We start from the raw sequence: 24,697 nt of genomic DNA, 5'->3' as shown, positions 1-24,697 counted from the left end.
GCCGGAGTTTCCCTCAAGCGGGGATTATTAAATAGTCAGTAACTACTCACCCCAGTAGATCAGTCGCCGGGTTATCCGCGATGTCCACATCGTCGTAGTATTTCTGCGCCTGGGCCATGGAGCGATGCAGGGAGAGGCGCATCGCGGCCTGGATCGGGGCGCCGTCCAGCGCGGCCTGGGTCAGGAAGCCCGAGCGCAGCCCATGGGGGGAAGCGAACCCGTCCGGCAGGCCCGCCAGTTTCGCCCGACGCTTGACGATCTGCGCGATGGCATCCGGGCTGAGGCGGCGGGTTAACACCCGATCGGCTTTTGAAACAGGCCGGAACAAGGGGCCGTCCTGAATCTCACCCACCTCGATCCAATGGGCCAGCGCTTGGGCTGCGCGGCCTTTCAACACCAGCCGCGGCGTTTCACCTTTGGTTGTCGTCTTGGTCTCCAGCAGTGAAATCCAAACCAGGCTTTTCTCGTCGAACTCCTTCAGCGAGACGTCTTCAAACATCAACCCGGTGATCTCCGAGCGCCGTCTACCACCCGAAGCCCAACCCAGCATCAAGATGGCGCGGTCGCGGCAATCCCGCCGGGACCCCCGACAAGTGGACAGCAACTGCTCGAGCACATCGCGGGTAATCGGTTGCTGCGATTTTGGGGCAGGGGGCCGGGCGGCGGCGCGGCGCGCCTTGGCACGGGCCTGCTTCACCTGCGGCGCATCAAAAGGGCTGGTCAGGTTCTTCATTCGATGAAAGGCCAGCCAGGAGGCGATGCGCCGGTCCAGCGTAGAAGGGGCCGGGCAGGCGAGGGACTTGCGTAGCCCTTGCGCGATCAACATCTCGGCACTCTGACGCGCGACATCCTCGGGCGCGGCATCTCCCAGATCGCGGGCGTGATCGAGAATGAAGGCCAGCGCTGTGGCCTCGCTCTCGGGCCAGTCCAACGGCACTCCGAACCGTGCTGCCTTCCAGGCCGTTACATAGAGCAAATCGCGCTCATAGGCCCTGAGCGTGTTGGCGGGTGTGCCGCGGACATAGAGATCGGTCAGGGCGTCCTGGTCAGACTGCGACAGGGCAGGGGAGGGGGCGGGGAGATAGGGCTCAGGGGTGCTCATACGGCCCACTCTGCGCCCATTTTCCCGCAAAATCAATTATACTTGATAAGGGATACTTATCGGATGTAATAGAGATTAAGTCGAGTGCCAAAAGTAACGTGCAAAAAGCAAACTTTTTGCACGTAAAGAAGGTAGGGACGTTAGGTTCAAACGTTTTGTAATGAAATCTGCGACCCCGAGTTTTCGACAAACCCTTTGCCTCCAACGGATCTGTCGCAAACTCTGTCCCCACCGGTCAGATCGAACGCAGTTCTGTTAACGCGGACTGGAATATGACAGGAGCAGGCCGTGACGACCTCATTTAAGGGTGCGCATTTTCCGAAAGACGTGTCTCTGCGGTAGGCATCAACAGATCGAAAGAGCCCGGAGCCGCGATTGCTATGAGAACTGAGTGCTGCGGGTGCATTGGTCTGCTCTCCGCGCATTGTCGACCTTGGTCGCCTAGATGCCCGTCATTGTCTAAGTGAAATGATCGGATGTCGGCTGCGAGCCCAAAGCCGGAGTAGTTGAGTAAAATAGCACGCATATGCAGCAACCTTTCCGAGTCTGGCCAACAGCTGCGTCGCAGAAAAATAGGCGGCCGCTCATGCAATACGCAGCGAGTTTTGGAGAACTGACGTATGAGTTGGGGGCAAACCTGTCGGTTGTATTGGATTTCACTGTACGTCAAATATCAACGCGATCTAACTGTTTGCAGCGCTCTTTATCGACGTCATCAAATGCAATCGCATGCTTAACGCTTTGGGACACAATATTGAAGAACCTAAGGAACTTGCGTCTGAGCTCGTTTCAAAGTCTGAGAAGGTAGTTCGCCAAACAATTTCCGGTATTCTTTGGCGAAATGTCCTCCGGAAATAAAACCGTGTGCAAGTGCTGAATCCTTCACAGATGCAGCGGGTTCCTCGAAGCTGAGCAAGTGTTCACGGACAGAAGTCAAGCGCCGCTTCAGAATGAATTGCCACGGCGACTCCTTGAATATCTCAACGAAATTCTCATGAAGCTGGCTCCGCCCCACACCTGCCGCTTTACACATTTCCGAAATTGTTAGTTTCTCTATAGGGGTCGCACTGAATGCCTCTCTCGCAGATCTGACACAATGAAATGCTGCATTGTCCTGAATTGTCTTTCCGGTCGAAAACAGATCCAATGATATAAGCCACTTCGCCAACTCGGCAAACAATGCGCACTCACCATATGGCGTCATTGCAAATTGCCGATGAGCTTGGTCCCAGGGCATTGCCGCCTCGAAAGCTCGACTGACCATAAATGTGAGTTCGTTTGCGAGATTTGTTCCAACGTTGAGTTTTTTGTGCGCGTTGGGCAGTTCAGCGATGCTTGCGCCGCTCAGAGACCAAATTTCATCCGTCAGTCTTTCGCGATTAAACGCGATAAAAAGCACCCTTCGGTCTTGGCCGATATTGCAGTAATCATGTTTACCGTTGAGCAAATAGACATCGCCTGGATTTGAGCTCCAACCATTTACGCAGTAGTCACCGGTCCAAGAAAGAGGCACCATAAGAGCCATCATGTCTTGATCACCGAGCACAGTCCAAGAAGATCGCGCCTTACTCGACGCGAGATTGACAAAACTGTCGTTGCCGTACAGCCAGCAATCCTTCAGAGAAAGATCACCACTCCCGAGCTGCACAAGTTCGAACTCCCGGGCAGGCGCTCTCGCAAAGTGTTGTGCGAAACTCTTCAGCGGTTTCAACTGCATCAGGTCCTCCAAACGATATGCCGTGCAAAGTAGCAAAACCAAAGTAGATCTACAGTTTAATACCTCAGAACCGGATAATTCGAATACTGTTTTATCGCGAGATTTTCGAAGACTCAATTAACCTGCATGGCAAGCGTGGTAGCCCCAAAAGCACCATGTGCGCATTGTCATTTCGAATTGAGGATTTGGAAAATGAAATACACATACGGCACAGGTTTTTCCGCAAAGCGCCCAAGCAGACGAGATGTCATAAGGTCCGGATCGCTTGCCGCGGGTGGCTTGATGTTGCCATACCGAATGGCTTTGGCTCAGTCAGACGCCGCCGACACAGTTTTCACAGGGGGCAAAATCCTGACTATGGACGCGACCAAGCCGAACGCCGACGCTCTCGCAGTGCGCGGCGGAAAGATAGTCGCGGTTGGGGCTCAGGAAGAAGTTGATGCTCTAATCTCGAACAGCACGCGTGTTATTGATCTGGATGGTCGTACGCTCATGCCGGGCATGATCGACAGTCATGCACATACGTGGTCAGTGGTTAAAGACGACTACATTGTCATTAGTCCAACTGAAGTGAGTTCCTTTGATGAAGTGCTGCAAAAGCTGAACGAGGGAGCCGCTCAGTTGCAGGACGGCGAATGGTTGCTTGCCGCCGACTATGACGGCGTAGTCACTCCGGGTGGCCGGCAATTTACACTTCAGGACCTTGACGGCATCGCGCCCAATAATCCCTTCTTAATCTTGGAAGGCAGCGGACACGTTGCATACGTCAACTCAATTGCCTTGCAGCTGGCTGGTATTGACAAGAATACGCCAGATCCGGTGGCGTCGCGTTTTGTGAAGGATGAAAACGGAGAGTTAACTGGACGTCTCGAAGAAGCAGGCGCATTCGCGCCGGTGGTCAATCTAGCGCAGACAATCACCGATGAAGAAATGGAATTGCGGACCTTGCGAATGCTAAACACCGCGGCGCGGGTGGGTATCACTTGCATCGGCGATCCGAGTGTAGGGCAAAACAAGGGGTTAGAAGATGTCAGGCTGCTTGAACGTATCAGGGACCGCGCTCCAACCCGTCATAGGGCTTTTCTCGTTTCTACTGAAATGGATCTGTGGGCCGAACATGGCATTGGAATGGGATACGGAGACGATAAATTCCGTGTCGCCAAAATGAAGGCTTGGTCGGACGGTGCGACCCAAGCATACAGTTCTTATTTGCGGGAACCTTATCTTGGAACCGATAGTCAGGGGGCGCTCAACTACACTGAGGATCAACTTTACGAAGTGGTCAAACGCGCTCACGGTGACGGCTTCTCGCTTGCCGTTCATGGCAATGGCGATGCGGCTATCGATTTGGTTCTGAAAGTGTATGAGCGTGTGTTAACAGAAAACCCGCGCCAAGATCACCGACACCGAATTGAGCATTGCAGCGTCGGCCACCCGGACCAGTATGTCAAAATGAAAGAGCTTGGCGTATCGCCGACATACCTGTCCGGGCACATCCGGTGGTGGGGCAAGGCCTTCCGCGACGACCTTTTAGGTCCCGAACGTGTCGAATATTACGATGCTGCCGGAACAGCGGTGGAAATGGGAATACCGTTCTCGATGCACAGCGACTATTCCGTTTCGCCTTTGGGGCCATTGCGCTGCGTTCAGGACATGGTGACACGCGTGATGGCAGACGGCGGGGAGGTCTTCGCTCCCGATCAGCGCATCCCTGTCGAAGAGGCGTTGAAAGGTGTGACCACTTACGCGGCTTGGCAACTTCACATGGACGATATCGCGGGAAGCCTGGAAACGGGAAAATATGCCGATCTGACAATACTGGAAGACGATCCTACGGCAGTTGACCCGATGCAAATCGAGAACATCGTCGTCAGCGAGACTTGGCTTGAGGGCGAAAGGCAGGACGTTTCCTAAATCCTTATGTTCGAACCAAGCTGACGGGCCTGCTTTGCTAGCCCATCAGGTCGAACGTTTAACGCTAGGTCCAAGTAAAGGAAAACGCGATGATGAAGTTTTGCAAGCTCTCGAGTGCACTGCTGACGCTGTTCGCAGCATCGCTGAGTGCATCGACCGCACTCGCTTGCGCGTTCCACAATTTTGAACCGCAGATCACTGTCGTAGATCAACTTCTAGCCAGTGAGGAAATCGCACTTGCCTATCCGACTTTCGACGACGCGTTGCGATACGACCCCCTTGCATCGATTGGGTCGGATTTAGAGGACGTCGAAATCCCTCAGCGCGTTGACGCCGCGACTATAGAGAAGTTTTCCCAAAACCCTGACGGCTACGTTCTTTTTGCACGCGAGAGCTACGGGAAATGGACTCGCATGGCCAATGTCGATGGCGACATGGTAGAGGTCTTCGATGACATTCTCTCCCGCCTCGACCGATGGCGAGCGGGCGACGATGCGGACAGGATGGTTTATTTTGCAACAAAACTTGGTCATCAGGACATCCGGGTTCACCGTCTTGCGCTCCGTGAACTAGACCGGATCGACTACGCCCAACTGCGCCAACTTGAGCTCAATATTTCCGTCGAAGCTATCATGTTGAGAATGGTGGTACTTTCCGACCCTTATCTGCAACCCATTCAAATTCTGATGCTGGGTATGACAGGTGGTTCCGATTGGGGCGCGCTTCTAAAAAGTGGTCTCGACGAGCAATCTGATGAAGCAGGCGCAGCATTTGGTGCCTATGCCAATGCTTACATCGAGGTAGTTGGAGCGGAAGCCGCCCGCCATTTCGCACGAAACTTCGTTTCTAAATCCTCGCTTTCTACCAATGCCCGAACACTCGCCGCTCAAGCGTTGGCACTCCAGGGCTCTTTAGCGGATGCTGCTTTGAGTGAGACGATCTGAGCGTCCCCAACTGAACGGGTCCACCGTTATGTTCAGGAAACGGAGGACTAAGAATGGCAGACAAGAGACCGAAGCCCGAAGAGATTGTCTTGAAGTTACGGCAGGTTGAAGTTCTGATGGGGCAAGGCATGTCCCGTCTTGATGCGATCAGACAGATCGGCGTTGTTGAACAAACCTATTACCGCTGGCGAAAGAAGTACGGCGGAATGGGTGTAGATCAGTTGAAAGAACTCAAGCGGCTTCAGAAAGAGAACGAGCGGTTGAGACGCGCGGTTTCAGATCTGACTTTGGACAAACTGATCCTCGCGGAGGCGGCCAAGGGAAACTACTGAGCCCCGCTCGTCGTCGTGCTTGTATTAACCATGTACGCAACCAGCTGAACGTTTCCGAGAGACGCGCCTGCCGCGTGCTTGGACAACACCGGTCCACGCAACGGCGTGTCCCACAAGGTCGCGCAGACGAAGACCGATTGGTGGCCGACATGATCGAGCTGACCCGTCAATATGGCCGATATGGCTATCGCAGGATCGCTGCACTGCTGAGAGAGGCTGGATGGTCTGTCAGCGATGGGCGAATTGAACGGCTTTGGCGACGAGAGGGGCTGAAAGTGCCAGTGAAACAACCGAAGAAAGGACGGCTCTGGCTGAACGATGGCTCGTGTGTTCGGCTGAGGCCGGAGTATCGCAATCATGTATGGAGCTATGACTTCGTTCATTGTCGAACTGACGATGGCAAAGCTTTTCGGACGCTGAACATCATTGATGAGCACAGCCGGGAGTGCCTGGCGATTAGAGTGAAGCGCAAGCTGAACTCGGTCGATGTGATCGATGCCCTGACGGATCTGTTCATACTGCGGGGTGCACCCCGCTTCATACGTTCAGACAATGGGCCAGAATTCATCGCCCAGGCCGTCCGAGACTGGATCACCGCAGTTGGCGCCCAGACGGCTTACATTGAACCTGGGAGCCCGTGGGAGAACGGATACTGTGAAAGTTTCAATGGCAGGTTCAGGGATGAGCTACTCAACGGTGAAGTCTTCTACAGCCTACGCGAAGCTCAAATTCTGATCGAACAATGGAGGAGACACTACAACACAAAGCGGCCCCACAGTGCATTGGGCTATCGCCCGCCAGCACCTGAAACCATTATCCCAATGGATTACAGGCCGACGATGCACTAACAATCAACTTGGACCAGTCAGATGAGGCTGCTCAGGGCGAGTATTCGTGGTTATCGAAGGGCAGCCGCGGCTGTTGTTAGTATTGTCACCAGAGCTAACTGAGATTGATGAAATCATCCCTTTGTATCGCGAATCTGGTTTTGTGTCTGATCGCGTGAATGACGATGAACTGGATTTGAGCGGCTTAGCCTGGTCCCCGTCCTCACGTTCTCTTTGGATTTTGAGCGACAAAGGACGTCAAATCTTCATCTACAATCCAGAGTTCAAGTCCGTAAAGTCTATCAGTTTGACGTTCACAGAAGATGGCAAACAAAAGGAAGTTAAACATCCCGAAGGAATCGCTCTCGATGAGACCAAAGGGCTTCTCTATATCCTGACAGACGATGCCAAGAAATCGCGGCTTTATGTTTTTAATATCCCCAAATTTTGATCGCTAGAGAATGAAGTTCACACCGCCACGATAGCTTCCGCAAGTTGTTGCAGCTAGCTTACCACTCCTCTTCGTCGGTCCGCCCTAATCAGAACCGAACGCTTAAGTTTGCACCGAGGCCATGTTCTTGGCCGTTGGAGCGAACTGAATAGCCATATCCTGCCGTTAGTCTGGCCAGATCAGAGATCTGATACCCTAGCCCCAGACCAAGAACGAAGCCGTTTGCTCCTCGGTTTTGACCGACTTGCGTGAACGTGCCAAATATCGGGCTTGTTACAGTGATTTCGTGCTCATTGTCCTTGTTGGCAAAGAAGTCATATTCATACCGGGCAAAGGCGATTGGGGTTAGCAAGCCATTCGCTGTCAAGAAGTCCTGTTGATAGTCAACTCCAATGGAAGCGACCAGAGACTCTGCGTTCGCTTTTTCAATGGAATAGTTGAAATCGCCACCGCCGGTTTCTGTGCCTGAGCCTTGTCTGATGCGTCCGTAGTTCAATCCAAAAACCGTAGAAACCCTAGCACCGTTGTCCAGGCTAAACAGCTTCCGTGCCTGGATACCGGCGTGGATTCCCTCTTGGTCCAAATCTGACTTTGCTTCGCCGCCCGTAAAGCCATCAACAGAAGGGTTTCGCCGCTTGGCGTCGGTTTCACCGAACATGTAACCGATCAGCCCAGAGAACTCCCATGTTCCGGTTGTCGTACGCCCATAGACGCCCACGTGATAGCTGTCGGTCGAAAAGTCCTGATCGACTTGATCGTGCTCATCCATGGAGGATGTCCCGAAGCCTGCGTAAACGCCGACCACACCTCGATCCGTACTTGCGACGTCCGCTCCAACCAAAATGGTGCCCAGCGAATAGTCGAATGTCCCAAGGCCGTTACTTCCATCAACGTCCCCGCTCACATAGGCCGTGTCGATCCACCAGCGCCGATCAGAGCAGTCAATTGCGCCACTCGGGCTCAGGGCCGTGTCGATTTCGCCTGCTGCAACGGGTTGATCCGCATTGCTGAAGCCAACCGCTTGATACTTGCGGCAGTCAGCGTGGCTCAGCACAGTGTTGGTTATCAGGTCAAGTTGCTCAAGCCCAACGGTCAAATTGGAGGAATAGGGTTCTGCGTGCACACGGTTAAACCCAGCCAGGCCTGAATTGGTAAGCGTGTTAACGGTGTTGCCCAAGGTTGTGCCGTTGGTCAGGTTGGTTCCTGGAGACGTGTTTGTGGTGTTGGCCACCGCACCAGCAAGGTTGCTTGCATTGGGAGATCCAACAACTGATGGATGTTGCGGTAAACTCGAAACGGGGAGGGTCGAAAACGCAATATCAATTCTACCGTCTGCGGTTGGCGTGTTTGAGATACTCAGACTGGATAGGGCGGGCAGAGATCCTCCGGCAACAAGAGTTGGGGAGTTTCCATCGAAACGCGAGGCTTGAAAAACCGTGTAGTCGTTGCCAGCAGCATAGTCCTGCGCAGTCAAGCCTGGACGAGCGGCTTCGACTTGTATGGTGGCGTTGTTGATACCAGTGACTGCGTCTGTTGACGAAACCAGATCCGCTTTTTGTGCCGCTGCGGGGTCGACTTCCGACAAAATCGTCGACCCCGCAGCGAAGGAAATTGCACTATTAATATTCAACGTCCCAATCGAGGAGCCCGGTGAAAGAACAGCGCCATTTCTCACGTTGAAATTGAATGCGTTCACGGTGCCGTTGCCGGCCAGAGTACCAAAGTTATCAAAATCGACCGTGGTTAAGCTGCTGGACGCGTCAAGCCGAAGTGTTGAACCAGCACCGATCACCATATTGCTGGTGGCCGACATTGAACTGTTGGTCAGTGTAAAATCAGACGCTTGAGCGCTTCTTGTCTGAATGTTGATCACACCAAACGCGATTTCCGTCGCGTTTGTTACTGTCAAATTATCGTAAGTTAACGGCGTGTCTGATTGGAAAAATACCTCGGTTGGGTCAACATCACTCCCATTTGCGGGCGCAAATGTCATGGACCGTCCTGATCCTATCGAAGTCCCTACAATATTGACTCGTAGTCTGCCGTTGATTTGCGTCGTCAGGGCCTCCCGTGAAACAAAGTCGCCGCTCCCTGCCGCGACATCGACGTTCAACAAAGTCAGTACCGATGCTCTGTCTGGATTTTGACTCTGCCCCGGGACATACAGCTCAATTTCCCCAGAAGGCGTTATGGTGGAATTACCAATCAGAAGCGCCGTGATGGGCCCGTTTGGAATTGGCAGGCAGGTTTTAACAGTAGAAGATATCGTCTGCCCGCTAAGAATGGTCTCTGTTCCAGCAGTGTATTCTTGACGCGGAGCACCAACTTCAGCGCAAGATTGCGAACTTTGGGCCTGGGCAATGCCGGGCAGTAAGAAGTACGCCAAGGCTCCGAGTGTGAGCTTAGTGAAAAGTGCGCGATCAACGTACGGCGCTACGCTTGCCTGAACTCGATCCTTTGTTTCCATAAGCTCTCCCCACTAACTTCACAAACGCGGCCACAACCTTTTGCGATCATCCGGAGAATATTTGAGCACAAAAAAATATTCGAATGAAAGACCGCTATGGCAAATGGTTTTTGATGGGGGGCCGCGGTGCAACAGTGCCGCTTGAAGATTATTCGCCTCGCGATAGAATTTACTCACGAAACTGCAAGAACTCTGCCCGGAGTATTCGCGCATGCAGAAAGCACACCAGTTACGTCCGTCTGCTGCGACGAAGCGCTTAAAGCGGCCGTTCAAGCAAAGTGCAGCGAGTTGTCGAATGCCAGTGTTCGAATTATGGATTGCGCGGATGATGTTTGCTCCCAACTGTCACGCGTCGCGGCGAACTGCAGATGTACTCTTCTGCAGGGAAAGGAGCCCCAAGGTGGAAGTGCGGAAAGTTGGACTGGATATCGGTTTCGCCACGCTCAAAGGCTCGTCCACGGCGGTCAATTCCCAGCGCTTAGCCTGCAACTCCGGCGTGTCGAAATCTCGGATCATGGAAGCGTCTGAAGGCATAGTCTGCTGCGGAAATGGTGCCGCAGAGAAGGTCATCGACAACGCTTTCGTGAGAGAGCCAGACGACCCTTGGAGTGTAAGCGTTGCTTTTGATGGCGATACCATTCGCGCGATGACGTCGCACAGCTTTTTCGATCACAGCCGCCGACAGGGTTCCAGTTCGGGCTGTTTGGCGAAGAACGGTCGAAATTCCTTGTCTTCAGTGATGGTGACGAAACTAAATCGAATTCGGTGACAACACCGGCGAACCATGCAGCGGAACCTTAGGTACATGATGGAGAATCGAAAATGGAGACTAAGATAGCCAGAAAGAGCAACCGCGACGATGCCCGGAAATGGGCGTTCTTTCTCTGTGCAATCTTGACGGCATTCAACACTGGTCCAGCAATTGCACAAGATTGGTCTGCGCTGCCGGCGCGGTTGGCCGAAAAGGTCGAAGCCGCCCAAAGGGCTTGTTCTGAATTCGAGAACGGACAGTTCGCCCTGGAGTTCGGTGCGGTTCGCCGCGTGGATCTGGACGGAGACCTCCAGCGGGACTGGGGGCTGGACGAAAGTGGATTCTCGTGTTCGACCGCTGCATCACTCTATTGTGGTACAGGCGGTTGCATGTCCCATTTCCTGATCGAGGATCGTGCGTTTTCGCTTCTCAATCAGGGTTGGGAGATGGCGAACATCGGCCCGTTCCGGGTGCTTCTGGCGGATGTGCATGGCTCGCAGTGTGAAGGTATCAACCCAACGCCCTGCATCGTAGCCAGCGTATGGGATGCAGAAGAAAAGGTGTGGCGCAGCACGCGCGCAGAGTGGGAGTAGCGTATTTGAAACGACACCTCGAAATGATTATGCTCAATATCGGCACTATCGCATCGGTGCTGGCTGTTTCGGGGTGCATTGAAACTACTCCTGAGGTTGCCATAAGCGAACCTGATCCGGAATTGATCTTCGTCCGCGGCTACAGAAGCGCTGCTGATGATTGCCGCCTCGTTGGCGAAAGCGCTTTTACCCTCGATTTCCTAGACGACGCTGCCGATCTTGTAGCGTGTTCAACCGGTTCGACGGATATGGATGAACTCATGGCACAGACTGGTGTGCCAATCCTGACCCAGACGAACAGCTACACATTTTTCAGCGTACCGCGAAGGTAAGAAACATCCATGTCCGCGTCCCAATTCATTTTTTCTTGCGTCCCCACAACAATGGCAACCATTACAAGAATCACGGCCACTGCGAGGAGTGCAACGAAATCTTTCAGAGAAAAGTTGTCAACATCGTTTGCCATCTCACTATTGGCTGCAGCTGTGATCGGGAACAACGCTGCGGGGGATCCTATACCCGAGGGTCCACCTGGCGACATTGGCACCTTGACCGAGGAAGACTTCATTGTCGATGGATCTGCAGGTGGCGCAAAACGCTTTACCTTCACCAATGGCGAGCGAAGCCTGTATTTCATCCCCATGATCCATATCGCCGAGCAGCCTTTCTATGATCGTATTGCCGCTGAGGTCGAACGCCTCAAGCTAAATGGAGCGGACCTCTATTACGAGTTTATCGACTTCGACACGGCCAGCGTCGCCGACAAACTAAGGATACGCGCAATGCTGGGCATGCTTCCCTCGCCGGCCTTCTATGCCGAGAACGTGTCGGACGGTCTTGTTGCACAGGACAACGAGGCTTTCCTTGGCTTCCCCGGTGGTCAGGATGTGAACGTGGATCTGACACCAGCACAAATCGCAGACGCCTATGAAATGCTGATTGGACCACTCGAAATCAGCGAAGAGAACCTGTCGACGCCCATGAGAGACTTCGTTCTGCCGACTGCGGACCCCGCGCGGGTCACGCAGATCACAATTGACGCACGTAACAGGCACTTGGCAGCCGTGATCGATGCCGCTCCGGGTAACGTCGTTGTCCTCTATGGCGCAGCGCATGGCGCGGGGACCCTGCAAGAGTTGCGGGCTCTCGATCCCGAATGGCGGCGCGCGCCCACATTTTGACCGGCCGACCCCACCTGACAGTTTAGTATCGACGCCCGAGAAAGAGTGCGTGCGTCTTCGCGTCTGGTTTACCCCAGAAGCGTGCTTCACTCAAAAAGCATGATGAGGTGACACGGAGGCCACGGTATGGGTCGGGATTACCAGGTGCATTTTGTACTACCGCAGCAGGGAAACCGAGCGCTGCTTCAGAGAAGATTCTAAGGTGGCGAATTTGGACACTCACCGGTTTTGAGGGAGCAGTGCCAAGGCGATTGACTAAGCCGTGGAGTAGGGTCCATGATTTCAGAGAGATCGGGCCGCCGCTCTAAGGAGTTCGGAAATATGGGATTTGTTCAAGCAACCAAAACGTGCTTTGGAAAGTACTTTGTTTTTTCCGGGCGTGCAGTGAGGTCTGAGTACTGGTGGTTTGTGCTGTTTGTTGTTCTCGTAAGCCTCGTCTTTGCAATCGTCGACGCATCAATCTTTGGGACGGATCCCGAAACCGGACAAGGCATCCAAGTCCTGACCCCAATTTTTCAGCTTGCCGTTCTAATACCCATGCTGGCTGCTGGATGGCGTCGACTGCACGACACAGGACGACCGGGCTGGTATTTGCTTTTGCCTGCAGCACTAAGCATCGCGACTGTGCTCATGCTGTTCAGTGGCATCGCAGTGTTCTCTGCGCTCGAGCAAGGCGCGAATGATCCTGAAACTCTGAGGGGCCCAGCGGCTTTCCTCGGTGTCACCGGGTTGATGGTTGTCGGTATTCTGCAACTCATACTCTCAGTGCTCATGATCTGGTGGCTGAGTCGACCGTCACAAGAAGGCGATAATGCATACGGTCCCGCTCCAGTTTGACGCTATGACGCAGACTTGGTCAGAGGTTTTGCGGGGACGTAGTAAAGTTGTTTGGGAGAATACTAAGGAAGAATCTACGGTTTGCCTGCACGGGTCTCGCTATTCCGACTGTCAACAACCAACAGAATCAAATTGGGGGGAATAAGTGTCTAACTATTCAAAAATTGGCCTTGCAGTCTTCGTTGCAACGGCTGTCGCAGGCTGTGTCGAGACGACGCAACCCGGCTCTGGTGACGGTGAGGCCGTCGCGCGCGCCAATTGCGTCGCAGATGTCAACTCTACCGTCGGTGTCACCGGTTCGTCAGTGAACGACGTTACTCGCCTTGACGATGGCTTTAGCCTGCTCATGAACGTACCCGGCGCGCAAAATTTCTGGGTCTGCGAGACGACTCCGTCCGGCGCTGTCACGTCCGTGTTCTTCATGGGTGAGGGATAAGCTCTTTGAAGCGGGCGGTCTAAAGAGCCGCCTATTCCAAGAGGAAAAAAGATGTGAAGCGGGTGTGGCTTTGGGCACTAGGTTGATGAGTCAACCGGCTCTCACGAATTTGAACACCGGCAGCCGCCGGTTTCGCTCTCTACAATAATGAGGTCATAAATGAACTGGCTTTCCACATTATTTACGTCCTTTTTGCTCGCTGCTCCATTGTCGGCAATGGCAGATTGGCAGTTTAGTTCAGGCCCAAGCCCTAATGCATTCATTCAGGCGAACAATATCACTTTAGAACTGCAATGCGACCGCATACGGTTTGCTCCAGCAGGCTATGAAGACAGCCAAGACATCGTGAACAAGCAGGGGCTTTCGTTTCGATTCATGAGCAACGGCACAGCTGAAGTCGGTGCGTTTCAGGCCGGGCGGGCCAACAGTTCCTTCCGGGTTGTGGACAATTACCCCGTCGAAATTGAGTTCAATGACGCCAATGACTACGTGTTTGTTCTGGATCAGATTGCCGCTAACGCGACGCTCAATCTCTCTATGACCGATCAGGACATTTCGTATGCGATCCTCGAATTGAAGGGGTCTTCGGCGGCCATCCGTTCGTTGAAACGCAGTTGTAGTAACCTCGCCTCGTCGGGTTCAGGTTCCCTTCCGGAAGCACCTGAAGGCGTAGTCTACTGCGGCGGGGGCGGCACTCAGCGACAGATCGAATATGCCATTGTCGACACCGGCAGCGACTGGGACGCGCGTGTTACGGTCAACGGTGAAACGATGGACGCAATGACGTCCTACAGCTACTTCGGCAATGCAGAGCCGCCGCGTGGCTTTATCGTCGCTCTCTTGGGCCAGGACCGTTCCGAGTTTCTCGTTTTTGAAGATGGTTCAGAGCGTTGGATCGAATACGGAGACTATCGATATGATCAGTGCAACTAGGCGCGCCGCGAAAGTGACCCTGATCTCGGCGCTGTTCTCTTTGACCATTGGTGCGGTTTTATGGGTCCTCTATTGGGTGCAAGGTGTGCAGATTGACGAGGACGGAGTGCTGCGCGAAGCGTTTTTCCTTCTCGGCCTTGGATGGATATTCACCTTAGGTGCAGTGGCGATGCTTCTGACGTCGCTGTTTCTCTATTTTTGGAACCGTTAATGCGGCTCTTCGCCTTAGTCGCGGCGATGGTAGTGCTGGTGACTGCCGCGTTCTGGGCGGGCGCGCGTGTACAGCTGGCCGTACAGGAGGACAACTGCCTGGACCTCGGCGGTGGAAGACATCCAGGGGACTACCCGGTATGCGTGGTAGAGCGATTTCCTGACTGGATTTCCATCGGCCCGATTGCTCTAATGCCTGCTGCTGTCCGCGAAATGAGCACCGAAGAGACCGGCAATGAGCAAGTGATCCTTCGGCTCGAGCTAAACAAAGACGCTGCTTTCGCCGTGGCGGGCCTGACAAGAGCGAAGATCGGAAAGGACCTTGAGCTGCGAGTTGGGAACAGGATGGTTAGCGCCGTGACGGTCAGAGAGGAGATCGCGAACAGGCGATGGAACCTCATCCTTCCCAAGGAGGCCGCCGATCTCGCGGTGCGTGAATACCAATGACTCAGCTAGCGCAGCTTCCTGCATCGAAATAGAACAATTGTGCGGGTCTGCTAGAGGAAAATCTATTGTCGAAAAACTTAGATAGCACTCTCTGCCGCAGCCTTGATCTTCAGCTTTCTGCTTCTGGCGGGATGTGCAGATTCCGTCCGGCAAGGCGGCGCGTGACAGGACACCCTGTCGGTGGTTTTGGATCAGGGTCCGCCCAGCAATATCGAGCGGCTCAACGATGGTCGGCGAGCATACTAGTGGATTGTCGAATTCACAGGCACGCAACCGATTGTAACCAACGCAACGACGAATGTAGAAAACGACATTTTATGTTCTACCCTAGCGAATACGTCATCTACTACGTTCGAGCCCTATTAGTATCGTTGCCCTTATTCTTTGATTGCGACGCCGCAGGGAAATAAGTGGGCCATAGAGGGGCTTTTCAACGGGCGACCCAGATGTAACTAACCTTGCACCGATTTAGGTTATGCAGAATACGGCCCGGAGATCATCTTAGCCATGGAAATAACGGGAATCTGCACTCATCATTGAGATTTATGGAATCATCAAATGACGGAAAACCTATGAACTATGATGTCGCGCACGCGCTTGCTTCTGGTGCCTTACTTTACGCCACCTATTGGTTAATGCAGCTTACCGGTGTCCTTGACGGAAAGAGCAAGGGAAGACAGCGGCTGACACTTGCGGTCGCCTTTGCAGTCGTTATTCTTTTGCTAAATCTAGTGTGGCCAACCGCCTGATGAGTTTCCTTTAAGACTAGTTCACGAAGTCGCCGGGAGAGCGCTACCGCATTCAGCTCTCAGGAACCCATCCGCATAAAGTGTAGATCTGGTAAGTGGAGGTTTCTTCGTCTGGTGAGTTTACAACCAGCAGCCTATTTTTCTCAAGCGGGGTTAAGAGCTGGCGGTAAGAATAGGTTGCACCGTCAAATGAGCAGGCCAGATCAACGATTTGCACCGCGGTTCCGCGAAGAGCCTGAACTTGAGCGTAAGCACAAGACCCGTCGTCCGATTTGCGCCCCTCGTCGTCATAGATGACGTATCCGGCACGAAGGTCCCCATATTCCTCCGAAATCCGCGCGCCTTCCGCGCACGAAAGACCTTCCGGGACATAGAGTCCAGAAAAATGAACCTTTTCGGCCACTACAATCGATGAACTCAAGCCATACAAGATAGTGGCAAGTTGTACCGTAGATTTGGAAACCATGCGGTTATATCGCGCGCGAGGTAAGTGTGGGTCAAGGCGATTCCGTGTAACGCACAACTCAATCGCGCGCGTTGTTAGCACTTCCCTAAAGGCTATCGTTTGGGCCACGACCAAGGTATGGGTTCCGCCGCTTCGACAAAGGTTTCCCCAGTGGCTTTGCCGAGGTGATGCGTGAGCGCATTACCCTTGCTCAAAGCTTTGGCTAACGCTCGGTTGTGAGAAACGACGATGATCTGACTTCGCGCGGAGGCTTCTTTGATCAACCGAGCTAGAGGTGGGATTAAGTCAGGATGCAGGCTTGTTTCGGGCTCATTTAGGACCATCAGGCTAGGAGGTCGTGGCGTCAGTAAGGCCGCCACGAGGAGCAGGTATCGCAGGGTCCCATCCGACAATTCCGCAGTGCTGAGCGGGCGCAGCAACCCGTGCTGTTTCATTGTGAGGCTGAATAACCCATCTTTCGCATGAACCTCAATTGAACTTCCCGGAAATGCGTCCATGACGGTCTTTTCAAGTGTTGCCACATCGCCGATTTCCCGAATTGTCTCAATAGCTGCCGCCAGGTCCGAGCCGTCACTTGCAAGAATTGGAGTTCGGGTGCCGACCTGTTGCCTTCTGGCCGGGGCCTCACGATCAGTCCGAAGTTGATCATAGAACCGCCAATTCCGCATACGGTCTCGTAAATGCAGCAGCTCTAATGCGTTATTCGGATCGGCTGCGTGGGTCATCATACTGTCAAACGGTGGAAGGGTAGTGGCCGCCTGGTTCCAAGAACCGTACTCCGACCGTACCCGTACACACGGGCCACGGCGCTCTGCAAGCGCGTTGTGTCGGCTCAATGTCTCGCCGATCCACAATGCTTCGGACTTGATCTCAGGATCATTAGAAAAGGCTGAGGTTTCTGCTGGCAATCCAAGCTCGACTGCGTACCCGTAGTCTTCGGACGCAAAGCCAAGCTTTAGGCCGACTGGTTTGCTCCGAGTCGTTCCGGTGATGGGTACTTCACCCGTTTTCATCCCTCGAGACAGCACTTCAGGCCCCGCCCACATTGTGGAGCCCAACCCTCCTTCAGACGCGAGTGTAGAGATGACACTACCTTGTGACACCTCGCTCAACATTCGAAGCGCGCGATACAGCGACGACTTTCCGACCCCATTGCCACCGGTAATTACCGTCAGGGGAGCAAGTGGCAGAACCAGATTTCGGAGAGATCGATAACCGGCGACAGCAACTGTAACAAGCATTTCAGTCTTTCCGGCTCCGGCGATCACACATCAACAGACGACCTATCAGACTAAACACAGGATGTCCGCAACAGGTTTTGATTAAGGCTTTCATGTAGCCGCTGCGAATGAGAGCTTTGTCTGTGGCTGACACAGTTGCATGGAACAAACTTCCTTGCTGTTATTTCTGTCCAAATGAGCTAGACGCACTAGAAAAAGGGAGGTGGGTAGTAGTTGTAAAGCCGCTTTTTATGAGGTTGGTGTCCCTGAGCGAACTCCATGTTTGGCGCTCGCTGCCTGATGATGAGTGTCTGAGCATTTCTAAACGCTTCCGGCTGAACGCGAAGTGACTCCGGTTTAGCCGACCCAGAATACCCCATCAAGGAGGCGGCGGTCGTTGGCGATTTTGCGCCCAATCCTTATTTGTTGATTGTCAGCTCTCGTGCTGAGTTGGTCTGCATCGAAGACAACAACTTGCCTCAAGCCAATTACCTGATACGCATCATCATCGTAACAAACTAGACCCCAGCCGGGTTCTCCACATCCCTTCCCAAGGCAGCGAGGTCTGAGTATCGGTCGCCGATCCGGTGGTGCGGGCGACCACGGGTTGATGCCCCCAGAGCCACAACAAGTTCATCCACATCCGGCGCGTCGTAGATTGAAAACTGGACGGTCAGGTAGTGCGACCGCCGCCCGGTATCATGTTTGTCCATCAGCGGGATCTGAATTTGGGTGTTCGCGGGCCCTCGCGTGTTTGTGAAACCGAGATAGCTTTTTGCACCCACTGCCTCACGATAATAATTTCCGTACTGCAGGGTGTGAATAAGCGCGGAGGCATGTTCAATCTCACAACTTGTCCCGGCGATACAGGCTTTTCCGTAGGCTTCTATCGCATCGCCTGACCCCGCCAGAGCGATCAGTCTGTTGGTGAGCATCTCTCCCAGAACTGGCGCCATGCGCTGAATCTCTGGTGAAAGATCATCGACAAAGCCACGTCCTGCCCAAGGGTTTCTGACCACCGCTGCCACGCCGATCATGCGCCACACGGGTTCCGAAGGTCGGCCTCCTTCTGTGTGAATATCCTCATCAAAGGTGACTACCTTGCGCAATTCGGGGATCATATTGCTTCTCCTGTCAAACGTGATAGCTGTGGTGCCCGGTCGGTGTGTGTACGACGCCTTCGACTTCAGTTCCGTGGTAGAAACCAAATGTACCGTGGCTGTTTTCCTTTGCGTACCGGCGCAACATCGAATTTTCAGCCCCGTCGCGTACGCGTTCCAGCGGCAAGTCGCCGAGACCAAAGTATTGCATGCCGTCAGGGGGCTGCCCATGAACGCTTCCGTGGTAGATGATCCGCTGCGTCCCACTTTTGGATATTCGATAAACCGCATAAGGATGCGCCAGCTCTACAATCAAATCTCGGTTTGACAGATCAGTGATCAGCCCATCTGCAGAATTGTTATTTGCAGGAGCAACCGGCACTGAAATGTGCCCGCTTTTGTCAACGGAGAGTAGGACCCGATCTTCGTTGGCCAGTACCGCTCCGACGGTCACACCACCTGCAGTGGCGGCCTCTGTCAGGGCACTGTTGAGCCCCAAATCGAAATAGGCACCGCGAAAGTAGCCCAGCGGATGTCCCTCGCGCGTTTCGAAATCCTCCACGCGGCCGATCAGGATCAGATGGTCACCAGCATCGACCAAACGGTGTCGGGCACAGCTGAACCGGGCGAGCGCACCGTCTATCGTGGGCATGTTCCGCGCGTCAGGTTGCCAGGCTGCAATGTCGAATTTTTTGGCTGATTGAGACGCGAAAAGGCCCGAGATTTCTTTTTGGTCGTCCGACAGGACGTTGACCGTGAAATGATCCGCCTGCAGGAAGGTTTCAAAGGACAAGGCCTGCTTACCGACACAAACCAGGAGTAGAGGTGGGTCGAGAGAAACGGAGGTAAATGAGTTCGCCGTGAACCCGCGCGGGGTCCCGTCCGGCTGCCGGGTAGTTACCACTGTCACACCGGTGGCAAAGCGCCCGAAGGCGTCGCGCAGCGCCTTCCCGGCTAAGGGTTCCGTCGACTCCGGTGGGGTCAATCCTTCCAGAATGCTATTGTGCTCACCTAGCGCAGGAGGGGTCGTCAGTGCACCTTGGCGGTGTCGACCGAACCGCAACGGGTTTGCTGCCACGATCCAAGGTTCATGCCCCGCATCCGGATGCGGGACCTTCGCCAGCATGCCGCGGCTGGCTACATGAGGGTCGGCCGCGATGTCCGAGATATTGTTCATCGGGCCGAACGGGACCTGGCCACCCAGTGTTGCCGTCAATTGCTCCTTAGTCCGTTGTCGGGTCCAATCGCGTACGATTTTGTTGACTTCGGAAGCATGGTTGGCCCGGGCCGCCCTTGTGGAGAAGCGGTCATCTTGTCCAAGTGACGGTTGCCCCATCAGCCGTGTCAAAAGCTGCCAAAACGCGTCATCGACAATACCAAGCGCGATGTGGCCATCGGCTGCAGGGTAAAGGCCAAACGGGGAAAGGAATGGATGCCCGTTGCCTTCCGGTCCGGGCACCTCTCCTGTCACGTTATGCAAGTAAACCATTCTTTCGCAGAGCGAGATCATGGCATCATACATGGCCACATCCACAAACTGCCCTTTGCCCGTCGCTTCGGCCTCGCGCAGGGCGGTCATGATACCGAAAGCCATCATCATGCCGGTGAATATGTCACCCACCCCAGGTCCGGTCTTGGTGGGTGTGTCAGCATTCGGTCCGGTGACGGACATCAGACCGCCCATGGCCTGCGCAACCACATCGTACGAAGGCCAGTTGGCATAGGGGCTTTGGCCTGTGCGCGGGTCGCCAAAGCCACGGATCGCGGCATAGACGAGCCGGGGGTTGTCGGCAGCAAGGCTTTCATAAGACAGGCCAAGGCGATCCATTACGCCCGGGCGGAAATTCTCGACGATGACATCCGCCGTTGCCGCAAGTTCTCGAAAAGTCGCGCAGCCCTCGGACGATTTCAGATCAAGCTGCACGCTTTTCTTGCCGCGGTTCAGACTTACAAAGTAGCCGGCCCAGGCATGATCCGGATCGTCTTGACGGAACGGTCCGTTGCCGCGGCTGGTGTCGCCATGTTTGCCTTCGATCTTGATCACCTCGGCCCCGTGATCCGCCAGATGCATTGTACAATAGGGACCTGAAAACATCCGGCTCAAATCCAACACACGCAGGCCTTTGAGGATTTTGGTGCTCATGGCTTCAGATCCAGATTGTTGAGAAAGCTGCGGAGTGGCTTGTTCACTGCGTCCGGGTCTTCGGCAAGTGCCATATGCCGCAGTCCCGGGAGGATAAGTGCACTGCCCCCCGCAATCTCGCTTGCGATGGCATAGGCCATGTCAGGCCCGTTGCCGAAATCCTCATCACCGGTAATCACCAGCGCCGGGCAAAAAATCGGCGGGCTTGGCGCAACAATTTCGTCGATACCATCGGCCAGCACGCGATAGATAGTGTGGTAAATTGCTTTGTCATTGGCCATGACCCAGTCGCGTACCGTCTCCATCATACGAGGGTTGGACTGGCGGAACGCATCGGTGAACCACCGGTCCAGCGCAGCTTCGACCGTTGCCTTTGGTCCGTCCCACCGTGCCTGTTCCACCCGTTTCAAGATTGCCTCTTGTGCGGCGTCGGTCCGTTTGTGAGGGGAATGAAGGATCACCAGAGCTGAAACCCGTTGTGGCACATCCTGGGCAAACCGACGCGCGATCATGCCACCCAACGAGAACCCTGCGATAACCGCGCTTTGGATGGCGCAGTGGTCCAGCAAGCTCTCTAGCTGGCGTGAAAACATTGAAAGGCTGGGGCGTTCGGGTGGCGGGTCACTTTGCCCATGACCATATAGATCATAGGTGAGAACGCGAAAGCGATCAGACAGTGCAGGGATCGTCCATTGCCAGCAATCCTGGTTCAGGCCCAGCCCATGGATCATTACCACAACAGGCGCACCTTCTGGTCCTGTCATTTTTAAATGGGTTCCGTCTGGTGCTATGCCCATCAGGATTGGTCCTTGAGGGGGCGATAGGCTACGACTTCGACCTCAACGCGGGCATCCACCAGAAGATCGCTGACCACAGCCGACCGGGTTGGAGGCTCAACTGGAAAATAGTCGGCGTAGACGGCGTTAAATCCAGGGAAATCGTCGCGCTCCCGCAGCCAGACCATGGCCTTGATGACATCGTCGCGGGTGCAGCCTGCCTTGGCTAGTGTCTTGGTGATGTCGTCCAAAACTGCGCGGGTCTGCTCTTCGACGGTGCCATCGGTCATAGGCACGCCGTCTCGCATAGGAATTTGCCCTGTCAGAAAAACGAAATCACCTGCCCGAATGGCGCGGGACAGCGACAGAACCCGTCCGCCAATTTCCAGTGGACCTCCGATAACCTGCTTTTTGCTACCCATTTCCAAGCCTCCCTTTGGAACAGCCTGCACCCATGATCGGATGCGAGACCCGGATTTTTCGACAGACTGCGTCGTATTTTCATAACCCTGAGGCGCGAAAGCAGACATGAATAGGGAGGCAACAATCAGGGGGGAGGCACGCCATGGCTGATGTCAAAAACTATCAGATGCTGATTGATGGCGACTGGGTCGACGCTGCGGATGGCGGTACTTTTGACAGCGTCAACCCAGCCAATGGTGAGGTCTGGAGCCGTGTTCCAGAGGCAACTGAGGATGATATCAACCGCGCAGTCACCGCGGCGCACACTGCTTTTAGCAGCGGCCCCTGGGCGCGGATGACACCGACCGAGCGCGGCAAATGCCTGCGCAAGCTGGGCGATCTTCTGGCGGATCATTCCGAAGAGCTGGGACGAACTGAATCCATCGACACCGGCAAGATGCTCAAGGAAACGCGTTGGCAAGCAAAGTACATTGCCGAGTTTTTCCACTTTTTTGCTGGGTGTGCGGATAAGGTAAGCGGCGAGACACTGCCCATCGACAAACCTGACATGTTTGTCTTTACCAAGCGCGAACCTCTGGGCGTGGTTGCTGCCGTGGTGCCCTGGAATTCGCAATTGTTCCTTGTAGCGGTCAAGATCGGCCCGGCATTGGCTGCCGGGAATACGGTTGTTCTAAAAGCATCCGAACATGCCAGCGCGGCCATGCTGGAGTTTGGGCGACTTGTCGAAATGGCCGGTATCCCGCCTGGTGTGGTCAACATCGTAACGGGTCATGGTGAGCCCTGTGGACGGGCTTTGACCGGGCATCCACTGGTGGCGCGCGTCTCTTTTACCGGTGGCCCAAATGCCGCGCGCCATGTGCTGGAGAACGCAAAACGCAACTTTGCCGAGGTCTCATTGGAACTGGGCGGCAAGTCGCCCTTCATTGTTTTTGATGACGCCAATATCGAAAGTGCAGTCAATGCCTCGATTGCCGGTATCTTTGGCGCGACAGGGCAAAGCTGCGTCGCCGGATCGCGGCTCTACTTGCACGAGGACATCGCGGATGAGTTTCTCGACAGGATGGTGGCGCAGGCGCAGCAGATCCTCATTGGCGATCCACTGGCCGAGGAAACTCAGATGGGGCCGCTTTGCACCCCTGGACAGTTGGACCACATCCAACGCGAGGTTGCCTTCGCTCAGGAAGAGGGCGGCACAGTTCTGGTGGGGGGCAAGCAGCCGGAAGGCAAAGCAGGGCTATATTTCGAGCCAACCATCATCGACTGCCCACGGCAGGATCTGCGTATCGTCGATACAGAGCTTTTCGGCCCTGTACTTTGCGTCCAGCGTTTTAAGACCGAATCTGAGGTGCTGGAACTGGCCAACGATACCGAACATGGGCTGGCGGCGGGCATCTTTACCACCGACGGCGCGCGATCCTTGCGCATGGCAAATGCGGTGCGTGCCGGCATCGTCTGGGTGAACACCTACCGTGTTGTGTCGCCGATAGCGGAGTTTGGTGGCGTTAAAGGATCAGGCTATGGCCGCGAAAGCGGGTTCCAGGCGATCTACGATTACACCCGGCCCAAGACGGTCTGGATGAACACATCGGATGAGCCGATGGCGAACCCGTTTGTAATGCGCTGAGGGAGGTGAGCATGAAATTCCAACTTGCCGTAAACATGGAGCGGATCGACAACAGTCTTGATATGAAAGACGTCGCGCGCCACACATTGGAGATGGTGCAAATCGCCGAGGATGGCGGTTTCGATATCGTTTGGGCTGCTGAGCATCACGCGCTGGAAATGACGATTGCGCCCAACCCGTTCCAACTGCTGACTTGGTGGTCATCCGAGACCAGCCGGATCCGGCTTGGTACGGCGGTGGCGACCGCTGCGTACTGGCACCCGATTAACCTGGCCGGTGAAGCCGCGATGCTGGATCTTTTAAGCGGCGGTCGGTTGGAGTTTGGTATCGGGTCAGGTGCCTATCAGCGCGAGTTCGATCGCATGAAGCCGGGCCTCAAGCAATCTGATGCGTGGCGCTATATGCAAGAGATGCTGCCCACGGTGCGCGAGTTGTGGAAGGGCGATTATGCGCATGAAGGCGAATATTGGCAATTCCCGACATCAACCTCGGTGCCCAAACCATTGCAAGCCGAGGTTCCGGTTTGGGTCGCGGCGCGCTCGCCGATCACCTATGACTACGCCATGCGTGAACGCTGCCACGTGAATTGCTGGCCTTTCACCCGCCCGTTCGCTGAGGCCGAGCTGTACAAAAAGCAACTCGATGAGGCGATTGAAAAAGCGGATAATGGCTGGGTTCCACGTTTTGCGCTGATGCGCCATTCCTGCGTTTACGACAATGCGGCCGATGGCGAAAACGCGATGAAGGCGGTGCGACGATTGCTGAGCCAGTTCGAAAACCTCTATCGCAATTTGGGCGATGTCAAAGATGGTTTTCCTGCTTCCATTCCGCTGGATCAGTTGGAGGGCCGGGAACAGTATGATCCCTTGATGCTGGAAGAAAACCTAATGTTCGGTTCACCTGAGCGTGTGATTGGAAAGCTCAAGAAATATCAGGGGCTCGGTGTGAACGAGTTCATCTACTATGCCTCGATGGGGCTTGATCACGCGGCGCAGCAGCGATCCTTGCGCATGTTCTGCGACGAGGTCATGCCGGAATTCAAGGAGGACTGAAG

The 24,697-nt window shown here is 54.6% G+C and carries 25 protein-coding genes; 16 read left to right on the top strand and 9 right to left on the bottom strand.

The features are described from left to right. Window positions 1-46: 46 nt before the first annotated feature. Together ACR0J4_RS20520 and ACR0J4_RS20515 are read right to left on the bottom strand one after the other, a co-directional pair. Window positions 47-1,102, bottom strand: coding sequence for a tyrosine-type recombinase/integrase (locus ACR0J4_RS20520; RefSeq protein WP_170417862.1), 1,056 nt, complete (start codon window positions 1,100-1,102; stop codon window positions 47-49). Window positions 1,103-1,865: 763 nt separating this feature from the next. Next, window positions 1,866-2,819: a helix-turn-helix domain-containing protein gene (locus ACR0J4_RS20515; protein ID WP_170667821.1), complete on the bottom strand. Its 954-nt coding sequence runs from the start codon at window positions 2,817-2,819 to the stop codon at window positions 1,866-1,868. A gap of 297 nt (window positions 2,820-3,116) precedes the next feature. Here ACR0J4_RS20515 and ACR0J4_RS20510 point away from each other — a divergent pair, with 297 nt between their 5' ends. From ACR0J4_RS20510 to ACR0J4_RS20495, 4 genes are all read left to right on the top strand, one after another. Then, on the top strand, window positions 3,117-4,733 hold the full coding sequence (locus ACR0J4_RS20510) for an amidohydrolase (RefSeq protein WP_480668808.1): 1,617 nt from the start codon (window positions 3,117-3,119) through the stop codon (window positions 4,731-4,733). Between the two features lie 89 nt (window positions 4,734-4,822). Next, window positions 4,823-5,677, top strand: a complete 855-nt coding sequence (locus ACR0J4_RS20505) for a hypothetical protein (protein ID WP_170667819.1) — start codon at window positions 4,823-4,825, stop codon at window positions 5,675-5,677. A gap of 53 nt (window positions 5,678-5,730) precedes the next feature. Next, window positions 5,731-6,857, top strand: a protein-coding gene (locus tag ACR0J4_RS20500) for an IS3 family transposase (protein ID WP_170747426.1) whose coding sequence is annotated in 2 segments (ribosomal slippage) — window positions 5,731-5,995 and window positions 5,995-6,857 — 1,128 coding nt in all. Because the reading frame shifts where the segments join, the coding sequence is not laid out codon by codon here. Window positions 6,858-6,903: 46 nt separating this feature from the next. Beyond that, on the top strand, window positions 6,904-7,287 hold the full coding sequence (locus ACR0J4_RS20495) for an SdiA-regulated domain-containing protein (RefSeq protein ID WP_170667840.1): 384 nt from the start codon (window positions 6,904-6,906) through the stop codon (window positions 7,285-7,287). Window positions 7,288-7,375: 88 nt separating this feature from the next. Here ACR0J4_RS20495 and ACR0J4_RS20490 read toward each other — a convergent pair whose 3' ends face one another. Further along, window positions 7,376-9,754: an autotransporter family protein gene (locus ACR0J4_RS20490; protein ID WP_480668807.1), complete on the bottom strand. Its 2,379-nt coding sequence runs from the start codon at window positions 9,752-9,754 to the stop codon at window positions 7,376-7,378. 211 nt (window positions 9,755-9,965) lie between these two features. On the opposite strand from ACR0J4_RS20490, the gene ACR0J4_RS20485 reads away from it, so the two are divergent. The 10 genes from ACR0J4_RS20485 to ACR0J4_RS20440 all read left to right on the top strand — a co-directional run bounded on the left by ACR0J4_RS20485 (window position 9,966) and on the right by ACR0J4_RS20440 (window position 15,891). After that, a complete protein-coding gene (locus tag ACR0J4_RS20485; RefSeq protein ID WP_010443781.1) occupies window positions 9,966-10,523 on the top strand; it encodes a hypothetical protein in 558 nt (185 codons plus the stop codon). Between the two features lie 53 nt (window positions 10,524-10,576). Next, window positions 10,577-11,098 (top strand): hypothetical protein, encoded by a 522-nt coding sequence (locus ACR0J4_RS20480; protein WP_010443783.1) that lies wholly within the window; start codon window positions 10,577-10,579, stop codon window positions 11,096-11,098. A 5-nt stretch (window positions 11,099-11,103) separates the two neighbouring features. Beyond that, window positions 11,104-11,430, top strand: a complete 327-nt coding sequence (locus ACR0J4_RS20475; RefSeq protein WP_170418283.1) for a hypothetical protein — start codon at window positions 11,104-11,106, stop codon at window positions 11,428-11,430. A 114-nt stretch (window positions 11,431-11,544) separates the two neighbouring features. Continuing rightward, window positions 11,545-12,279, top strand: a complete 735-nt coding sequence (locus ACR0J4_RS20470) for a hypothetical protein (protein WP_010443788.1) — start codon at window positions 11,545-11,547, stop codon at window positions 12,277-12,279. 321 nt (window positions 12,280-12,600) lie between these two features. Then, window positions 12,601-13,116 (top strand): DUF805 domain-containing protein, encoded by a 516-nt coding sequence (locus ACR0J4_RS20465; protein ID WP_029622284.1) that lies wholly within the window; start codon window positions 12,601-12,603, stop codon window positions 13,114-13,116. A 145-nt stretch (window positions 13,117-13,261) separates the two neighbouring features. Continuing rightward, window positions 13,262-13,552: a hypothetical protein gene (locus tag ACR0J4_RS20460; protein ID WP_170418286.1), complete on the top strand. Its 291-nt coding sequence runs from the start codon at window positions 13,262-13,264 to the stop codon at window positions 13,550-13,552. A gap of 159 nt (window positions 13,553-13,711) precedes the next feature. Beyond that, on the top strand, window positions 13,712-14,485 hold the full coding sequence (locus ACR0J4_RS20455; protein WP_170603540.1) for a hypothetical protein: 774 nt from the start codon (window positions 13,712-13,714) through the stop codon (window positions 14,483-14,485). After that, window positions 14,469-14,696, top strand: coding sequence for a DUF3955 domain-containing protein (locus ACR0J4_RS20450; RefSeq protein ID WP_170568172.1), 228 nt, complete (start codon window positions 14,469-14,471; stop codon window positions 14,694-14,696). Before ACR0J4_RS20455 ends, ACR0J4_RS20450 begins: the two co-directional genes overlap by 17 nt. Further along, complete coding sequence (locus ACR0J4_RS20445) at window positions 14,696-15,142, top strand: hypothetical protein (RefSeq protein WP_010443799.1); 447 nt, start codon at window positions 14,696-14,698, stop codon at window positions 15,140-15,142. Before ACR0J4_RS20450 ends, ACR0J4_RS20445 begins: the two co-directional genes overlap by 1 nt. A gap of 572 nt (window positions 15,143-15,714) precedes the next feature. Continuing rightward, complete coding sequence (locus tag ACR0J4_RS20440) at window positions 15,715-15,891, top strand: hypothetical protein (protein WP_157769979.1); 177 nt, start codon at window positions 15,715-15,717, stop codon at window positions 15,889-15,891. A gap of 52 nt (window positions 15,892-15,943) precedes the next feature. Here ACR0J4_RS20440 and ACR0J4_RS20435 read toward each other — a convergent pair whose 3' ends face one another. From ACR0J4_RS20435 to ACR0J4_RS20410, 6 genes are all read right to left on the bottom strand, one after another. Next, window positions 15,944-16,357, bottom strand: coding sequence for a hypothetical protein (locus ACR0J4_RS20435; protein WP_170568171.1), 414 nt, complete (start codon window positions 16,355-16,357; stop codon window positions 15,944-15,946). A gap of 92 nt (window positions 16,358-16,449) precedes the next feature. Further along, window positions 16,450-17,598, bottom strand: a complete 1,149-nt coding sequence (locus ACR0J4_RS20430) for an AAA family ATPase (protein WP_029622285.1) — start codon at window positions 17,596-17,598, stop codon at window positions 16,450-16,452. A gap of 497 nt (window positions 17,599-18,095) precedes the next feature. Then, window positions 18,096-18,698, bottom strand: coding sequence for an amino acid synthesis family protein (locus ACR0J4_RS20425; RefSeq protein WP_170667839.1), 603 nt, complete (start codon window positions 18,696-18,698; stop codon window positions 18,096-18,098). A 13-nt stretch (window positions 18,699-18,711) separates the two neighbouring features. Then, window positions 18,712-20,820 (bottom strand): CoA transferase, encoded by a 2,109-nt coding sequence (locus tag ACR0J4_RS20420; RefSeq protein ID WP_170667838.1) that lies wholly within the window; start codon window positions 20,818-20,820, stop codon window positions 18,712-18,714. Next, window positions 20,817-21,584 carry an alpha/beta fold hydrolase gene (locus ACR0J4_RS20415; RefSeq protein WP_480668806.1) on the bottom strand — a complete coding sequence of 256 codons (768 nt, stop codon included), beginning with the start codon at window positions 21,582-21,584 and terminating at the stop codon, window positions 20,817-20,819. Before ACR0J4_RS20415 ends, ACR0J4_RS20420 begins: the two co-directional genes overlap by 4 nt. A gap of 32 nt (window positions 21,585-21,616) precedes the next feature. Continuing rightward, window positions 21,617-22,018 (bottom strand): RidA family protein, encoded by a 402-nt coding sequence (locus ACR0J4_RS20410; protein WP_170418304.1) that lies wholly within the window; start codon window positions 22,016-22,018, stop codon window positions 21,617-21,619. A gap of 143 nt (window positions 22,019-22,161) precedes the next feature. Here ACR0J4_RS20410 and ACR0J4_RS20405 point away from each other — a divergent pair, with 143 nt between their 5' ends. Together ACR0J4_RS20405 and ACR0J4_RS20400 are read left to right on the top strand one after the other, a co-directional pair. Then, the gene (locus ACR0J4_RS20405; RefSeq protein WP_170568169.1) at window positions 22,162-23,643 is read left to right on the top strand and encodes an aldehyde dehydrogenase; all 1,482 of its coding nucleotides are present in this window, start codon (window positions 22,162-22,164) and stop codon (window positions 23,641-23,643) included. 11 nt (window positions 23,644-23,654) lie between these two features. Then, entirely contained in the window at window positions 23,655-24,695 is a 1,041-nt protein-coding gene (locus tag ACR0J4_RS20400; RefSeq protein ID WP_170486588.1) for an LLM class flavin-dependent oxidoreductase, read from the top strand. Window positions 24,696-24,697 lie beyond the last annotated feature (2 nt).

This window comes from Ruegeria sp. B10 (assembly GCF_056539825.1).
Note: the sequence above shows the minus strand (reverse complement) of the source record. Positions and strands in the feature narration are given on the sequence as shown.

Coding starts and splice junctions, on each gene's coding strand:
- ACR0J4_RS20520 (WP_170417862.1), bottom strand. CDS start 1,102: ATGAGCACCCCTGAGCCCTATCTCCCCGCCCCCTCCCCTGCCCTGTCG.
- ACR0J4_RS20515 (WP_170667821.1), bottom strand. CDS start 2,819: ATGCAGTTGAAACCGCTGAAGAGTTTCGCACAACACTTTGCGAGAGCG.
- ACR0J4_RS20510 (WP_480668808.1), top strand. CDS start 3,117: ATGGCTTTGGCTCAGTCAGACGCCGCCGACACAGTTTTCACAGGGGGC.
- ACR0J4_RS20505 (WP_170667819.1), top strand. CDS start 4,823: ATGATGAAGTTTTGCAAGCTCTCGAGTGCACTGCTGACGCTGTTCGCA.
- ACR0J4_RS20490 (WP_480668807.1), bottom strand. CDS start 9,754: ATGGAAACAAAGGATCGAGTTCAGGCAAGCGTAGCGCCGTACGTTGAT.
- ACR0J4_RS20485 (WP_010443781.1), top strand. CDS start 9,966: ATGCAGAAAGCACACCAGTTACGTCCGTCTGCTGCGACGAAGCGCTTA.
- ACR0J4_RS20480 (WP_010443783.1), top strand. CDS start 10,577: ATGGAGACTAAGATAGCCAGAAAGAGCAACCGCGACGATGCCCGGAAA.
- ACR0J4_RS20465 (WP_029622284.1), top strand. CDS start 12,601: ATGGGATTTGTTCAAGCAACCAAAACGTGCTTTGGAAAGTACTTTGTT.
- ACR0J4_RS20455 (WP_170603540.1), top strand. CDS start 13,712: ATGAACTGGCTTTCCACATTATTTACGTCCTTTTTGCTCGCTGCTCCA.
- ACR0J4_RS20450 (WP_170568172.1), top strand. CDS start 14,469: ATGATCAGTGCAACTAGGCGCGCCGCGAAAGTGACCCTGATCTCGGCG.
- ACR0J4_RS20445 (WP_010443799.1), top strand. CDS start 14,696: ATGCGGCTCTTCGCCTTAGTCGCGGCGATGGTAGTGCTGGTGACTGCC.
- ACR0J4_RS20440 (WP_157769979.1), top strand. CDS start 15,715: ATGAACTATGATGTCGCGCACGCGCTTGCTTCTGGTGCCTTACTTTAC.
- ACR0J4_RS20435 (WP_170568171.1), bottom strand. CDS start 16,357: ATGGTTTCCAAATCTACGGTACAACTTGCCACTATCTTGTATGGCTTG.
- ACR0J4_RS20430 (WP_029622285.1), bottom strand. CDS start 17,598: ATGCTTGTTACAGTTGCTGTCGCCGGTTATCGATCTCTCCGAAATCTG.
- ACR0J4_RS20425 (WP_170667839.1), bottom strand. CDS start 18,698: ATGATCCCCGAATTGCGCAAGGTAGTCACCTTTGATGAGGATATTCAC.
- ACR0J4_RS20420 (WP_170667838.1), bottom strand. CDS start 20,820: ATGAGCACCAAAATCCTCAAAGGCCTGCGTGTGTTGGATTTGAGCCGG.
- ACR0J4_RS20415 (WP_480668806.1), bottom strand. CDS start 21,584: ATGACAGGACCAGAAGGTGCGCCTGTTGTGGTAATGATCCATGGGCTG.
- ACR0J4_RS20410 (WP_170418304.1), bottom strand. CDS start 22,018: ATGGGTAGCAAAAAGCAGGTTATCGGAGGTCCACTGGAAATTGGCGGA.
- ACR0J4_RS20405 (WP_170568169.1), top strand. CDS start 22,162: ATGGCTGATGTCAAAAACTATCAGATGCTGATTGATGGCGACTGGGTC.
- ACR0J4_RS20400 (WP_170486588.1), top strand. CDS start 23,655: ATGAAATTCCAACTTGCCGTAAACATGGAGCGGATCGACAACAGTCTT.